This window comes from Kitasatospora viridis (assembly GCF_007829815.1).
Lineage (GTDB): Bacteria > Actinomycetota > Actinomycetes > Streptomycetales > Streptomycetaceae > Kitasatospora > Kitasatospora viridis.
This window is the reverse complement of sequence record NZ_VIWT01000001.1, coordinates 412,300-426,977: the sequence shown is the minus strand read 5'-3', so window position 1 is coordinate 426,977 and position 14,678 is coordinate 412,300. Positions and strand designations below refer to the sequence as shown.

Here is a 14,678-nt window from a genome sequence, read left to right as displayed (position 1 = left end):
GTGAACTTGGCTGACCAGTGGGGTGATTCACATACCGTCAGGGGCGAGCCGACGCATCGTCAGAGGACGACCGAACGCACCGTCAAGGGCGCCGCAGGCCCTCGCTGATCAGGCGCCAGAGCGCCTCGAAGTCCTCCGTCGACCGGCCCTCGTCGGCCCACTCGGCGGCGTGCGCCGGGTCGTGGAAGTGCGCCATCGCCTGGAACACCGCGCGCGCCGTGGCCGGCACCGGCAGGTCGGCGAACTCGCCCTGCGCCACGCCGTCCGCGACGATCCTCGCCACCTGCCCGGTGAGCACCTCCAGGTGCCCGGCGACGGTGTCGCTGTGCTCGGCCACCAGCACCAGGTAGGTGGCGAACAGCTCCGGATCGTCCAGCGCCTTGCGCCGCTTGGCGGCGAACAGGGTGCCCAGGAACCGGTGCAGCCGCTCGCCGGCCGGGCCGCCCTCCTCGGCGACCGCCTGCAGGCTGTCGTGCGCCTGGTCCAGCCAGCGCTGGGTGACCGCCTCGCGCAGCGCGGCCTTGCTCGGGAAGTGCCGGTAGACGCTGCCGTGGCTGACGCCCAGTGCGCGGGCGATGTCCACCACGGTCGCCTTGCTCGGGCCGAACCGCCGCAGGACGTCCTCCGCCGCGCCCAGGATCTGCTCGGGGGTGAGTGCGCTCTCGGTGGTCACGGGGGAGGTACGTCCTTCACTGGGTCCGGTCGGCCCGACCCGGTCGGCTAGCGCCGCTCGCTGTCCAGGGAGGCCATCTGTGCGGCAGCGTACCGGTCGCCGGCGGCCGCGCCGACCGGCACCGCCGCCTCGATGGCCGCCAGGTCGGCCGGGTCCAGCCGCAGGTCGAGCGCGCCGAGCGCCTCGGTGAGCCGCTCCCGGCGGCGGGCGCCGACCAGCGGCACGATGTCCTCGCCCTGCTGGGCGACCCAGGCGATCGCCACCTGGGCGGTGCTGGCGCCCTTGGCCTCGGCGATCCGGCCCAGCTGCTCGACCAGCGAGAGGTTGTGCGCCAGGTTCTCGCCCTGGAAGCGGGGGCTGTGGCCGCGGAAGTCCGTGCCGTGCAGCTCGCGGCCGGCCGACCAGTGGCCACTGAGCAGGCCGCGGGAGAGCACGCCGTAGGCGGTGATGCCGATGCCCAGCTCGCGGGCGGCGGGCAGTACCTCGGCCTCCAGGCTGCGGGAGATCAGCGAGTACTCGATCTGCAGGTCGCTGATCGGGTGCACGGCGGCGGCCCGGCGCAGGGTCTCGGCGCCCACCTCGGAGAGGCCGATGTGGCGCACGTAGCCGGCCTGGACCAGCTCGGCGATGGCGCCGACGGTCTCCTCGATCGGCACCTGCGGGTCGAGCCGGGCCGGGCGGTAGACGTCGACGTGGTCGGTGCCGAGCCGGCGCAGCGTGTAGGCGAGCGCCGTCTTGGTGGCGGCGGGGCCCGCGTCGTAGCCGATCCAGTTGCCGGCCGGGTCGCGCTGGGCGCCGTACTTGACGCTGATCCGCACCGAGTCGCGGTCGCGGCCGCGCAGCGCCTCGCGGATCAGCAGCTCGTTGTGGCCCATGCCGTAGAAGTCGCCGGTGTCGATCAGGGTGATGCCCGCGTCCAGGGCGGCGTGCAGGGTGGCGATGCTCTCGGCCTCGTCGGCCGGGCCGTAGAGGTCGGACATGCCCATCGCGCCGAGGCCGAGCGCGGAGGTGACCGGGCCGGTGGTGCCGAGGCGGCGGGTGGGGAGGTGGGCGGGGGTGTGGGTGCTGGTCATGGAACGACTATGGCATGACGGATGACAGATTTCAATTTCTGTCAGTCCATCCACTGGTCCATCCACCGACCCATGCACCGGCCCGCATGTGAAGGTCCGCCGCGTCGGGCCGTTCGGCGGATGCTGTGACACCTCATTCGGGGACGCTCAAATCCCGTTGCTGCGCGCTCTCTTGACGCGCCATCGGGCCGTTCCTACTGTTTGCTCCTGCTCGATTCCGTTCGAATCAGCACCCCCACCCGCGCACAACCCACCACGTGAGGACTGCGCCCCCATGCGAACCTCTCCCCGCGCCCTACTAGCCCTGGTCGCCCTCCTCCTGGGCCTGCTCACCGCCCCCGCGACCGCCACCGCCACCGCCGCCACCACCGCGACCGCCGCCGCCCCCGCAGCGGCGGCCACCGCCACCAACACCGCGATCACCGTCGACGGCACCTCCCCGGGCCGCACCTTCGACGGCGTCGGCGCGATCAGCGGCGGCGGCGGCAACTCCCGGCTGCTGCTCGACTACCCCGAGCCGCAGCGCAGCCAGATCCTCGACTACCTGTTCAAGCCCGGCTACGGGGCCGCGCTGCAGATCCTCAAGGTCGAGGTCGGCGGCGACACCAACTCCACCGACGGCGCCGAGGCCTCCATCGAGCACACCCGCGGCACCATCGACTGCAACGCCGGCTACGAGTGGTGGCTGATGGAGCAGGCCAAGGCCCGCAACCCCGGCATCAAGCTCTACGCCCTCTCCTGGGGCGCCCCCGGCTGGGTCGGCAACACCGGCAGCGGCGGCAACTTCTGGTCCCAGGACATGGTCGACTACCTGACCGACTGGCTCGGCTGCGCCAAGCAGCACGGCCTGTCCATCGACTACCTCGGCGGCTGGAACGAGCGCGGCTACAACGCCGCCTGGTACGAGAACCTGCACGCCACCCTGGCCGCCCGCGGCTACGGCGCCACCCAGGTGGTCGGCGCCGACGACAACTGGTCGATCGCCACCTCGATGCAGAGCGACCCGGCCCTCAAGTCCGCCGTCGACGTCATCGGCACCCACTACCCGTGCGGCTACATGTCGGCGATGAGCAGCTGCTCCAGCACCGCCGACGCGCAGGCCAGCGGCAAGCGGCTGTGGGCCAGCGAGAACGGCTCCGAGGACGCCGAGAGCGGGGCCGCCCCGATGGCCCGGGCGATCAACCGCGGCTACCTGGACGGCAAGATGACGGCCTTCATCAACTGGCCGGTGGTCGCCGCCCTCTACCCCAACCTGGGCTTCAACTCGATGGGCCTGGTGACGGCCAACCAGCCCTGGTCCGGCGCCTACACGGTGGGCCGCTCGGCCTGGGTGACCGCCCAGACCACCCAGTTCACCGCCCCCGGCTGGCAGTACCTGGACACCGCCTCCGGCTACCTGGGCGGCAACCGGGCCAACGGCAGCTACGTCAGCTACGCCAACCCCGGCCGCTCCGCCTGGAGCACCGTCTTCGAGACCATGGACGCCACCGCCCCGCAGACCGTCACCCTGCGGACCGCCGGCGGCCTGCCCGGCGGCACCCTGCACGTCTGGTCCACCGACCTGACCGCCACCGCTCCGGTGATGGCCGCCGCCCCCGACCTCAAGGCGACCGGCGGCAGCTACCAGCTCACCCTGCAGCCCGGCCGGCTCTACACCGTGACCACCACCACGGGCCAGGGTGCCGGCACCGCCGCCACCACCGTGCCCCAGCGCGCCCCCCTCGCGCTGCCGTACACCGACTCGCTCGCGGGTAGCGGTAGCGGCACCGGTCAGGAGGCCAAGTACTTCAGTGCGATGAACGGCGCCTTCCAGACCGCGCCCTGCGCCGGCGGCCGGGCCGGGAACTGCCTGACCCAGCAGGCCCCGACCACCCCGATCCGGTGGACCGACGAGAGCGCCGACCAGCCCTACACCACCATGGGCGACCTCAGCTGGTCCGACTACACGGTCGGCGTGGACGCCCTGCTCCAGCAGTCCGGCACCGCCGAACTGCTCGGCCGGGTCGGCACCCAGGGCCGCAACAACAACGGCCTCGACGCCTACAACCTGCGGGTCGGCGACAACGGCAGCTGGACCCTGCTGAAGAGCGACACCTCCTGGAACTTCACCACGCTGGCCTCCGGCACCGTGCCGGCGCTCGGCCTGAACACCTGGCACCACCTCGCCATCTCCTTCCAGGGCGACACCCTGACCGCCCAGCTGGACGGCAGCACCCTGACCACGGTGACCGACGACAGCTACGGCGCCGGCCAGATCGCGCTGGGCACCGGCGGCTACTACCCGGTCCAGTTCAGCAACCTGACGATCACCCCGAACGGCACGCCCGCCCCGCTGGACGGCACCTACCAGCTGGTCAACGCCAACAGCGGCCAGCTGCTGGACGCGGCCAACCAGGGCACCGCGCCCGGCACCCCGATCATCCAGTGGACGAACAACGGCGGCGCCAACCAGCAGTGGCGGCTGACCGGCACCGGTGACGGCTACTACACGGTGACCGGGGCGGCCAGCGGCCAGGCGCTGGCGATCCCGGGCGGCACCACCATGCCGGACACCCAGCTCCAACTCGCCGGCCCCACCGGCGGCGCCGCCCAGCAGTGGCAGCTGGTCCCGGCCGGCCAGGGCCGCTACACCCTGCAGGCCCGCTCGGACGGCGACCTGCTGGACGTCGAGGGCGCCTCGCTGACCATGGGTGCGCACGCCATAGAGTGGCCGGCCAACGGCGGCGCCAACCAGAGCTGGCAGCTCGTCAAGATCGGCTGACCCACCGTCAGAGCCGCGGCCCCCGCTCCTCGGAGCGGGGGCCGCGGTGCGTCACCCGTCCGGCACGGATCCGCCCGCCGCTGGCCGTTCGCCGGGCCGAAGCGGCCGGGCGGGCGCATGGTGGGAGGCAGTGGGCGCGATCCGCTGTCGGCGGGCCGGCCGCGCCGGCGCCGACCCGGGGCCGGTGCCGGGCCCGGCACCGCCGCTGCGCCCGGGTGCGCCGGCAGGGCCACCTCGCCTGGAGCACGACCGTTCTTCTAGGCTCACTTCGGCTTCCCCTGCCACGGCGACACCCGCGCCGCCAGCCGGAGGCGCAGCCCACGGGGGTCCCGGTCGAGCCGGGACCACCCGGTTCGAGCGAGGAGGACTACATGTCGACCAGCCGTTCCATCGCACCACGCACCCCGCAGCCACCGGCCGGGTCCGGCCGGCCGGCGGCGGGCGGTTCGCCGCGCGGTGTGCTGAGTAGCGGTGCGCTGAGTACAGCCGGCCAGCACGGAGGTGCCCGGTGAGTCCGAACACCACCAGCCCGGTGCCCGGCCCGCAGGCCCGGACCGTCGACACCCCGCCGGCGCCGCCCGCGCCCGCGGAGGGCGGCGATCCTCTCTCTGCGCCCGCCGCCGGCGCGCTGCCCGGCAGCCTGGCCACCCGGGCCGAGAACCTGGCCGGCGCGGTCCGCCGCCGCTGTACCGAGCTTGCCGAGATCGAGTCGCCCAGTGGGGATGCCGAGCGACTGGACCTGCTGGCCGAGGAGCTCTCGGCCGGCTACCGGGCGGTGGGTGCCCAGGTGCGGCGCGAGCCGGGCCCGGCGGGGGACCACCTGCTGCTGGAGTGGGCGGGGCAGGACGAGAGCCTGCCGTACCTGCTCTTCGTCGGCCACCACGACACGGTCTGGCCGGCCGGCACGCTGGCCGACTGGCCGGTGGCCGAGCACGACGGGGTGCTCAGCGGCCCCGGCGTGCTGGACATGAAGGCCGGACTGGCGCTGCTGGAGGGTGCCTTCGGCCTGCTCGGCGACCTCGGGCTGCGGCCGCACCGCCCGGTCCGGGTGGTGATCACCGCGGACGAGGAGATCGGCAGCCCGGACGGCCGGCGGGTGGTGGAGCGTCAGTTGCGCGGCGCCGCAGCCGTGCTGGGCCTGGAGCCGCCGCACGAGGACGGCAGCCTGAAGACCGCCCGCCGGGGCTCCACCCGGGTGCGCCTGATGGTCACCGGCCACGAGGCGCACGCCGGCAGCCACCCGGAGGACGGCACTTCGGCGGTGGACGAGCTGGTCGACCAGCTGGTCGAGATCCGCAACGAGCTCGGCCACCAGCCGGGCACCGAGCTCAACACCGGCCGGATCCGTGGGGGGACCCGGGCGAACGTGGTGGCCGGCCAGGCCGAGGCGGAGCTCGGGCTGCGGTTCTCCACCCCGGAGGCGCAGGCCAGCACGCTGGACACGCTGGCCCACCTGACGGCGCTGCGGCCGGGCGCGCTGGTCACCACCGAGGTGCTCTCCAGCCGGCCGGCCTGGCCCGAGCGGCACGAGGACAACCTGCTGCTCCAGCACGTGCGCCGGCTGGCGGGCGCGCTCGGCCAGCAGCTGGACGGCGCCCCGGCGGGCGGCGCGGGCGACACCAACCTGGCCGGCGCCCGCGGCCTGCCGACGCTGGACGGCCTCGGCGCGGTCGGCGCGGGCGCGCACGCCCGGGACGAGCGGATCCGGGTGGACCGGCTGGCGCCCAGGCTGGCGCTGCTGGCCGGCCTGCTGGCGGCCCCGCTGCCGGGCCTGCCCGGCCGTAGATAGCCGGTACCACGGAAGGGGGCGGGCCCGCCCTCCTTGCCCGCCAACGGGCAGGAGGGGCCCAGGGTCCGCCCCCTTCGGCGTCTCCACGGCGTCTCCGCGGCGTCACCGCGGCGTCTGCTCGGCGGCTTCCCGGGGTGCGGGCCAGGTGGTCCTTGTCATCGGTAGGGCAGTGGCTACAGAATGGAACCGACCGAATGGTCAGTCGGGAGGAGTTGGTGATGGCCCCAGTGCAGACGGCGGAGCCCCAGGGCACCCCGGAGCTCGCCGAGCGGTTCGAGGCGGTGATCGCCGCCGAGCAGCGCATCGAGCCCCGGGACTGGATGCCCGACGCCTACCGCGCCACCCTGGTCCGGCAGATCGCCCAGCACGCGCACTCCGAGATCATCGGGATGCAGCCCGAGGGCAACTGGCTCACCCGGGCCCCCTCGCTGCGGCGCAAGGCGATCCTGCTGTCCAAGGCGCAGGACGAGGCGGGCCACGGCCTGTACCTCTACGCGGCCGCCGAGACCCTGGGCGTGGACCGGGGCGAGCTGACCGAGATGCTGATCAGCGGCCGGCAGAAGTACTCGTCGATCTTCAACTACCCGACGCTGAACTACGCCGACACCGGCGTGATCGGCTGGCTGGTGGACGGCGCGGCGATCTGCAACCAGGTGCCGCTCTGCCGGTGCAGCTACGGACCGTACGCGCGGGCGATGGTGCGGGTCTGCAAGGAGGAGTCCTTCCACCAGCGGCAGGGCTTCGAGCTGCTGATCACGATGATGCGCGGCACCGCCGAGCAGCGGCGGATGGTGCAGGACGCGGTGGACCGCTGGTGGTGGCCCTCGCTGATGATGTTCGGCCCGCCGGACGCCGACTCGCCCAACACCGCGCAGTCGATGGCCTGGCGGATCAAGCGCCACACCAACGACGAACTGCGCCAGCGGTTCGTGGACATGACGGTGCCGCAGGCCCAGCACCTCGGGGTCACCCTGCCCGACCCCGAGCTGCGCTGGAACGAGGAGCGCGGCGGCTGGGACTTCGGCGAGCCCGACTGGGCCGAGCTGATGCGCGTGATCAAGGGCAACGGGCCGTGCAACGCCCAGCGGGTCGAGGTCCGCCGGGCCGCCCACGAGGACGGCGCCTGGGTCCGCGAGGCCGCCGCAGCGTATGCCCGCAAGCAGGAGGAACGTGATGTCTGACCAGTCCTGGCCGCTCTACGAGGTCTTCGTGCGCCCCCGGCGCGGCCTCAACCACGTGCACGTCGGCTCGCTGCACGCGGCCGACGACCGGATGGCGCTGCTCGCCGCCCGGGACCTGTACACCCGCCGCAACGAGGGCGTCAGCCTCTGGGTGGTCCGCTCCACGGCGATCACCGCCTCCACCCCGGACGAGCGCGACCCGTTCTTCGAGCCCAGCGGTGACAAGGTCTACCGCCACCCGACCTTCTACGACATCCCCGAGGATGTCCCGCACATCTGACGGGGACCGAGATGACGGACGATCACGTCTACCTGACGCTGGCCCAGGAGGACCACGAGGCCGAGGCCCGCTGGGCCTACGGCACCGGCTTCGCCGATCCGCTGCTGGGCGTGGACACCACCCTGGCACCGGACGTCGACGGAGCCGACCTCTCGCGCTACTGCCTGCTGCTCGGCGACGACGCCCTGGTGCTCGCCCAGCGGCTCATCGAGTGGTGCACCCACGCGCCCGAGCTGGAGGAGGAGGTGGCCCTGGCCAACCTCGGCCTCGACCTGCTCGGCCAGGCCCGGCTGCTGCTCACCCGGGCCGGCCAGGCCGACGGCAGCGGGCGCACCGAGGACGACCTCGCCTACTGGCGCACCGAGCACGAGTTCCACAACGTGCGCCTGGTCGAGCTGGAGAACGGCGACTTCGCGCACTGCGTGGCCCGGCTGCTGCTCTTCGCCACCGCCCGGCACGCGCTCTACACCCGGCTCGCCGAGCGCGCCCCCGACCCGGTGCTGCGCGCCGTGGCCGCCCGCGGCGCCAAGGAGCTCGCCTACCACCAGGAGTACGCGAGCAGCTGGCTGCTGCGCCTGGGCGACGGCACGGCCCACTCCGCCGAGCGGATGCAGGCCGGGCTGGACGCGCTCTGGCCGCTGCTGGACGAGCTCTTCACCGCGCACGAGAGCGAGCTGCGGCTCGGCCTCGACCCGGCCGAGCTGCGCGAGCCGGTGCTCGCCGAGCTGGCCGAGCTGGTCGCCGAGGCCCGGCTGACCGTGCCGACGGCGCCGCCGCTGGCCCGGATCGGCGGCCGGGGCGGCCGCGAGGGCGCGCACACCGAGGCGCTCGGCCCGCTGCTCGCCGAGCTCCAGGCGGTGGCCCGCCAGCACCCGGGAGCGACGTGGTGACGATGGGTGTCGCCGAGATCGCCGGAGCCGTGCCCGACCCCGAGCTGCCGATGCTCACGCTGGCCGACCTCGGGGTGCTGGCCGGCGTGGACGAGCGGGCGGACGGCGTCACGGTCTGGCTCACCCCCACCTACTCCGGCTGCCCCGCCGTCGCCGAGATGGCCGGCGACGTGGACCGGCGGCTGCGCACCGCGGGGTTCACCGGGGTCGAGGTGCGGCTGCGCCTCGACCCGCCGTGGAGCACCGACCTGATCACCGAGGCCGGCCGGGCCAAGCTCGCCGCCGCCGGGATCGCCCCGCCCGGGCCGGCCGGCCCCACCGGGCTGCTGAAGCTGGGACCAACCCGCCTCGCGGTGCCCTGCCCGCAGTGCGGCTCGGCCGACACCCAGGAGCTGTCCCGGTTCGGCTCCACGGCCTGCAAGGCGCTCTGGCGCTGCCGGGCCTGCCAGGAGCCGTTCGAACGCATGAAGGAGATCTGATGGCCGCCCGCCGCGCGCAGTTCCACCCCCTGCGGATCGCCGCACTGGAGCGGCTCTGCGAGGACGCGGTGGCCGTCACCTTCGAGGTGCCCGAGGAGCTCGCCGCCGACTACGACTTCCGGGCCGGCCAGACGCTGACCCTGCGCCGGCTGGTGGACGGCGCCGACGAGCGCCGCTCCTACTCGATCTGCTCGCCGGCCGGCGGCTCGCTGCGGATCGCCGTGCGCGAGGTGCCCGGCGGGCTCTTCTCCGAGCAGCTGGTGCGCCGCGCGGCCGTCGGCGACGCCGTGGAGGTGTTGCCGCCCAGCGGCCTGTTCACCGCCGACCTGACGCAGCCCGCGCACCACGTGCTGCTGGCGGCCGGCTCCGGGATCACCCCGATGGTCTCGATCGCCGCGACCGTGCTGGCCGCCCACCCCCGGGCCACCGTCATCCTGCTCTACGGCAACCGGAGCAGCGACACGGTGATGTTCGCCGACGAGCTGGCCGACCTGAAGGACCGTTACCTGGACCGGTTCGAGCTGGTGCACGTGCTCTCCCGGGAGGTCCGGGACGCCGAGCTGCTCAGCGGCCGGCTGGACACCGAGCGGGTCCGGGCGCTGCTCGGCGCGCTGGTGGACGTCGAGTCGGTCGGGCACTGGTGGCTGTGCGGGCCGTTCGGCATGGTCGCCGAGGCCCGGGCGCTGCTGGCCGAGCTGGGCGTGCCCGCCGCGGCGGTGCACCAGGAGCTGTTCCACGCCGAGGACGAGCCGGTCGCCGAGCGGCCGGAGCCGACCGAGGCCGACCAGGGCGAGCTCAGCGAGGTCGCCCTGGTGCTGGACGGCCGGCGCAGCGTGCTGCGGCTGCCGCGCGACCGCTCGGTGCTGGACGGCGCCCAGCGCTCCCGCCCCGACCTGCCGTTCGCCTGCAAGGGCGGGGTCTGCGGCACCTGCCGAGCCCTGGTCACCGAGGGCGAGGTGGAGATGCGGCGCAACTTCGCCCTGGAGGAGAAGGAACTGGCGGCCGGTTACGTGCTGACCTGTCAGGCCCGGCCGGTCTCCGACCGGGTGACGGTGGACTACGACGCCTGAGCGAGCACCGGGCTCAGCAGCTTGACGATCCCGTTGACGGCGGCCCGCCCGGCCCGGTTGGCGCCCACCGTGCTGGCCGACGGGCCGTAACCCACCAGGTGGACCCGCGGGTCGGCGGCGGCCTGGGTGCCCAGCATCCGGATGCCGCCGCCCGGCCCGCGCAGGCCGAGCGGCGCCAGGTGGCCGACCTCGGGGCGGAAACCGGTGGCCCAGATGATCGCGTCCACCCGCTCCTCGACCCCGCCCCAGGCGACGCCGTGCTCGGTCAGCCGGTCGAACACCGGGCGGCGGTGCAGCACGCCCAGCTGCTCGGCCCGGCGCAGCGCCACCGACGGGCCGAGCCCGGTCACGCTCACCACGCTGCGGACCGGCAGCCCCTCGGCGACCCGCTGCTCGACCAGCGCGACGGCGGCCCGGCCGGCCTCGGGGGTGAACGGGCCGTCCCGGAACACCGGCTCGCGGCGGGTCACCCAGACCGTCTCGGCCAGTTCGCCGAGCTCGGCCAGCAGCTGGACCGCCGAGGCGCCGCCGCCCACGACCACCACCTTCTGCCCGGCGAACCCCTCCGGGCCCCGGTAGTCGGCGTAGTGCAGCTGACGGCCCGTGAAGTGTCCGGGGTAGTGCGGCAGGAAGGGCCTGGTCCAGGTGCCGGTGGCGTTGATCAGCGCCCGGGTCGTCCAGTCGCCCGCGGTGGACTCCACCAGCAGCCGCTCGCCCAGGTCGCGCACCGCCGTCACCTTGGCCGGCCGGACCACCGGGAGGGCGTGCCGGGCCTCGTAGGCGGCGAAGTAGCCGGGCACCACCTCGCGGGCCGGGGCCAGCGGGTCGGGCTCGGGCAGCTCGGCGTCGGGCAGGTCGTGGAAGCCGTGCACGGTCGCCATCCGCAGCGAGGGCGAGCGGTGCGCCCAGGCGCCGCCGGGTGCCGGGTCGGCGTCCAGCAGGACGAACCCGGTGTGCGGCGCGAACCCGCGCCGGTGCAGGTGGTAGGCGGCGGACAGGCCCGCCTGTCCGCCGCCGATCACCACGACATCAGTTGAAGCTGCAACGGTCACGGTCGTGGAACATTGGGACCATCGAGAATCATCCCAGCGAAGATCATCCCAGCGGGCTGATCACCACCGCCGTGCCGTACGCGCAGATCTCCGTGCCCAGGTCCGCCGCCTCCGTGACGTCGAAGCGCATCGCCAGCACCGCGTTGCCGCCGCGCGCCCGGACCTGCTCCACCAGCCGCTCCATGGCCTGGTTGCGGCTCTCCACCAGGGTCTTGGTCAGCCCCTTCAGCTCGCCGCCCAGCATCGACTTGAACGAGGCGCCGATCTGGGTGCCCAGGTGCCGGCTGCGCACCGTGAGCCCGAAGACCTCCCCGATCACGCGGTCCACCCGGTGCCCGGGGACCTCGTTGGTCGTCACCACCAACACGTCCGAGTCCGCCGGAACGCCCCCGCCGTAATCCGCGATGTTCGTCATCCCCCCATCCTGCGCCCGCCCCGGCCGAGAAGGCGGCAACCGCGCCCGAATATCCCGTACCCGGGCGGTGAGCCCGGACGGGAAAAGCCGTACCGTAGGCGCATGGGCGAGCGTAGTGATCATCCACAGGGGTCGGGCGCGACGGACAACCCGGGCGCGCTGGAGGTCGAGGCGACGGTGGTGCTCGGGATCCGGGTGACCGACTGGCCGGCGTTGCGGGCGGCGGCGGTGGCCGCGGTGCAGGAGTTCGACTTCACCGGCATCGACGCGGCGGGCCAGCGCAGCGAACTGCTGCGCGAGGTGCAGGAGGACCCGCACGCCGCGCTCGGCGCGCTGCTGCACCCCGACCGCCTGGTCGCCGCGGTGCCCGGCATCGAGGCGCTGGGCGGAACCCTGGAGCTGAGCACCACCGACGAGTTCTCGCCGGACTTCGCCGAGCTCTTCCCGCTCGACAGCGAGGACGACGCGGCCGGCGACTGGACGCTGACCCCGCGCACCGCCTGCCTGCTGCACACCCAGCTGCTGGCCCTGGCCGACGCCGCCTACGACGACCTCGACGAGCACGGCGACGAGCCGGTGGTCGACGGCGAGGACCACGACTGGGCGGTCTTCGCCCGGCTGCCGCAGAGCAGCTGGCCGATGCACCGGTCCTGGCGGCGGGCGATGGCCCGGGCCTTCGACGACCTGGCCGAGGACCTGGGCCTGGGCGAGTGGCCGCTGCCCCGCTGCCCCGGCGAGGAGCTCGCGCTGCGCCTCGCGCTGGCCGACGCCCGGGGCCTGCTCTCCACCCAGCCGCAGGCGGTGGCCGACCTGATGGGCGACCTGCCGGCCGACCTCTACGACTACGACTGGGAGGGCTGCGCCGACGAGCTGCTCGGCGTCTACGACATGGCCGGCCAGGACCCGGACGAGGACGGCGAGACGCGGCTGGAGCAGCTACTATCCGTCACCCACCCCGAGGGCTGGTTCCTCAGCTACGACGAGGCCGAGGAGCGCGAACCCGGCCGCGGCTACCGCCGGTAATCTGTCCCGGTGACCTCTCCTTTCACCACCGAGCCCGACGACCGCGACGAGAAGCAGCAGTACGTGCTGCCGCTCGTGGTGCACCTGGAGAAGGCCGACCCGCCGGCCCGCACCGACGCGCTGGAGACCTCGGCCCGCGCCGTGCTCACCCTGCTCGCCGACCCCCGCGCGACGGGGGAGGGCGAGTGGGCCGAGCTCGTGCACGCCTGGGAGGACGCCCGGATCCGCAAGGTGGTCCGGCGGGCCCGGGGCGGCGAGTGGCGCAAGACCGGTGAGCTGGCCGGCATCACGGTCACCGGCGAGGCGGCCGAGGTGCGGGTCTTCCCGCCGGTCCCGCTGGACGGCTGGCCCAAGGAGCTGGCCAAGCTCCAGGTCTCCGGCACCGAGCTGGACGACCCCGAGGGCCACGTGCCCGCCGCCCCCGCCCCCGAGCTGCCGGTGCTCTGGCTCAACCCCGAGCTGGAGATGAGCGCCGGCAAGACCATGGCGCAGACCGGGCACGCCGCCCAGCTGGCGTGGTGGCGACTGGACGAGACCCAGCGCAAGGAGTGGCAGCAGGCCGGCTTCGCGCTGGCCGTGCGCACCGCCCCGGCCGACCGCTGGGCCGAGCTGACGGGCAGTGGGCTGCCGGTGGTGCGGGACGCCGGCTTCACCGAGATCGCGCCCGGCTCCTGCACGGTGGTGGCCGACCACCCGGCGCTGCGCGGCTGACGGGCAGTCACCCCTGGGGCGCGGTGCGCCGCATCGCGGCCGCGCCGAGTGCGGTGGCCGCCGCGAGGGTGCCCCAGAGCAGGCCCGGGCCGGCGGCGAGCAGGGCGGTCAGGGTGGCGGGGGCGGCGGCCGCGCCCAGGCCGTTGGAGAGCTCCCAGCGGGCCAGCGCCCGGCCCAGCCGCTCCGGTGGGGCGGTGGCCATCACCAGGGCGGTGCCGGCGCCGGTGTAGACGATCTCGCCCGCCGTGTAGACCACCGCGACCAGGCAGATCGCGCCCGCCCCCGCCGCGCCGCCGAACCCGCCCGCCACCCAGAAGCCCAGGTAGGAGGCGGCCAGCAGGGCCCCGCCCAGGGTGAGCACCGAGCGCCGGGCGCGCCCGGAGAGCCGCCGGACCACCAGCAGCTGAGTGGTGATCACCAGCACGGTGTTGCCCACGAAGATCCCGGAGGACCAGGCCGCCGAGACCTGGAGCCGGGTCACCAGCAGCGCCGGCAGCGCCACCTCCAGCACGTCGAAGCAGAACGCGAACGGCAGGTTGGCCAGGCTCAGCAGGGTGCTCGCCCGGTCGGCGGGGCCCGCCTCGCGGTGGCGCGGCGGCGCCGCCGGGGCGGTCAGCCGCAGCGACCAGACCAGGGCGGCCGCCGCGGCGCAGGCCAGCGCCGTCAGCACGGCGAGCGCCCGCAGGCTGCCCGCGCCGCCGGCCAGCGCCACGGTGGCCAGCAGCGCGCCCGCGCCGAGCCCCGCGTTGCGCAGCGAGCGGCCCGCGGCCAGCGCGTCGTCCCGGGTCCGCCCGGTCACCAGGGCGGCCACCGTGGCCGCGTGCGCGGTGGGCCAGGACTGGCTGCCCAGCCCCAGCAGCACCGCCGCCAGGGTGAACCCGTCGGCCCCCGGCACCAGCAGCAGTGCCAGCACCCCGGCCGCGCGCACCAGCAGGGTGGCGGCCACCGGCAGGCTGCGGGCGCCCCGGTCGATCCACCGCCCGGTCAGCGGCAGCGCGGCCAGGCCGACCAGTAGCCCGAGCGAGAGCGCCAGGCCCGCGCGACCGGGGCTCAGGCCGAGCACGCTCACCCCGTAGAGCAGCAGGAAGGGGCGCAGCAGGCCGGTCCCGAGGGCGTCCACCACCAGGGCGGCCGCGTACCGGCGGCCGCCGGCGAGCAGCAGCAGACGCAGCGGGCCGGGCTCGCGGGGCGTGCTGGTGGCGGCGAGGCAGGGGGTCTGAAGGATCGTCATGGACAGACCGTCCGTCACCGCCGACCGGGCGGGCACGCGGATTGACGACT

General features: G+C 74.6%; 14 protein-coding genes. 9 read left to right on the top strand and 5 right to left on the bottom strand.

Annotation, left to right across the window (positions count from 1 at the left end; all coding sequences use genetic code 11):
* Positions 1–82 precede the first annotated feature (82 nt).
* Together FHX73_RS01945 and FHX73_RS01940 are read right to left on the bottom strand one after the other, a co-directional pair.
* Positions 83–673 carry a TetR/AcrR family transcriptional regulator gene (locus FHX73_RS01945; RefSeq protein WP_145902947.1) on the bottom strand — a complete coding sequence of 197 codons (591 nt, stop codon included), beginning with the start codon at positions 671–673 and terminating at the stop codon, positions 83–85.
* Positions 674–720: 47 nt separating this feature from the next.
* A complete protein-coding gene (locus FHX73_RS01940) occupies positions 721–1,746 on the bottom strand; it encodes an aldo/keto reductase (RefSeq protein WP_145902946.1) in 1,026 nt (341 codons plus the stop codon).
* Between the two features lie 274 nt (positions 1,747–2,020).
* Here FHX73_RS01940 and FHX73_RS01935 point away from each other — a divergent pair, with 274 nt between their 5' ends.
* The 7 genes from FHX73_RS01935 (at position 2,021) to paaE (ending at position 10,196) form a co-directional block, all read left to right on the top strand.
* Complete coding sequence (locus FHX73_RS01935; RefSeq protein WP_145902945.1) at positions 2,021–4,507, top strand: RICIN domain-containing protein; 2,487 nt, start codon at positions 2,021–2,023, stop codon at positions 4,505–4,507.
* A 508-nt stretch (positions 4,508–5,015) separates the two neighbouring features.
* Positions 5,016–6,296, top strand: coding sequence for a M20 family metallopeptidase (locus tag FHX73_RS01930; protein WP_211786112.1), 1,281 nt, complete (start codon positions 5,016–5,018; stop codon positions 6,294–6,296).
* A 218-nt stretch (positions 6,297–6,514) separates the two neighbouring features.
* Positions 6,515–7,477: a 1,2-phenylacetyl-CoA epoxidase subunit PaaA gene (gene paaA / locus FHX73_RS01925; protein ID WP_145902944.1), complete on the top strand. Its 963-nt coding sequence runs from the start codon at positions 6,515–6,517 to the stop codon at positions 7,475–7,477.
* Entirely contained in the window at positions 7,470–7,757 is a 288-nt protein-coding gene (gene paaB, locus FHX73_RS01920) for a 1,2-phenylacetyl-CoA epoxidase subunit PaaB (protein ID WP_145902943.1), read from the top strand. The genes paaA and paaB overlap by 8 nt, the downstream gene beginning before the upstream one ends.
* 11 nt (positions 7,758–7,768) lie before the next feature.
* The gene (paaC, locus tag FHX73_RS01915) at positions 7,769–8,647 is read left to right on the top strand and encodes a 1,2-phenylacetyl-CoA epoxidase subunit PaaC (protein ID WP_145902942.1); all 879 of its coding nucleotides are present in this window, start codon (positions 7,769–7,771) and stop codon (positions 8,645–8,647) included.
* 2 nt (positions 8,648–8,649) lie between these two features.
* Positions 8,650–9,126 carry a 1,2-phenylacetyl-CoA epoxidase subunit PaaD gene (paaD, locus tag FHX73_RS01910; protein WP_145908002.1) on the top strand — a complete coding sequence of 159 codons (477 nt, stop codon included), beginning with the start codon at positions 8,650–8,652 and terminating at the stop codon, positions 9,124–9,126.
* A complete protein-coding gene (gene paaE / locus FHX73_RS01905; protein ID WP_145902941.1) occupies positions 9,126–10,196 on the top strand; it encodes a 1,2-phenylacetyl-CoA epoxidase subunit PaaE in 1,071 nt (356 codons plus the stop codon). Before paaD ends, paaE begins: the two co-directional genes overlap by 1 nt.
* Here paaE and FHX73_RS01900 read toward each other — a convergent pair.
* Both FHX73_RS01900 and FHX73_RS01895 read right to left on the bottom strand, forming a co-directional pair.
* On the bottom strand, positions 10,184–11,248 hold the full coding sequence (locus tag FHX73_RS01900) for an FAD-dependent oxidoreductase (protein WP_145902940.1): 1,065 nt from the start codon (positions 11,246–11,248) through the stop codon (positions 10,184–10,186). The two genes, paaE and FHX73_RS01900, sit on opposite strands and share 13 nt — an antisense overlap.
* A gap of 43 nt (positions 11,249–11,291) precedes the next feature.
* Positions 11,292–11,663 carry a YbjQ family protein gene (locus FHX73_RS01895; protein WP_145902939.1) on the bottom strand — a complete coding sequence of 124 codons (372 nt, stop codon included), beginning with the start codon at positions 11,661–11,663 and terminating at the stop codon, positions 11,292–11,294.
* A 102-nt stretch (positions 11,664–11,765) separates the two neighbouring features.
* On the opposite strand from FHX73_RS01895, the gene FHX73_RS01890 reads away from it, so the two are divergent.
* Both FHX73_RS01890 and FHX73_RS01885 read left to right on the top strand, forming a co-directional pair.
* Positions 11,766–12,686 (top strand): hypothetical protein, encoded by a 921-nt coding sequence (locus tag FHX73_RS01890; RefSeq protein ID WP_145902938.1) that lies wholly within the window; start codon positions 11,766–11,768, stop codon positions 12,684–12,686.
* 9 nt (positions 12,687–12,695) lie between these two features.
* On the top strand, positions 12,696–13,397 hold the full coding sequence (locus FHX73_RS01885) for an aminoacyl-tRNA hydrolase (RefSeq protein ID WP_145902937.1): 702 nt from the start codon (positions 12,696–12,698) through the stop codon (positions 13,395–13,397).
* Positions 13,398–13,404: 7 nt separating this feature from the next.
* Here FHX73_RS01885 and FHX73_RS01880 read toward each other — a convergent pair whose 3' ends face one another.
* Positions 13,405–14,628 (bottom strand): MFS transporter, encoded by a 1,224-nt coding sequence (locus FHX73_RS01880; protein WP_145902936.1) that lies wholly within the window; start codon positions 14,626–14,628, stop codon positions 13,405–13,407.
* Positions 14,629–14,678 lie beyond the last annotated feature (50 nt).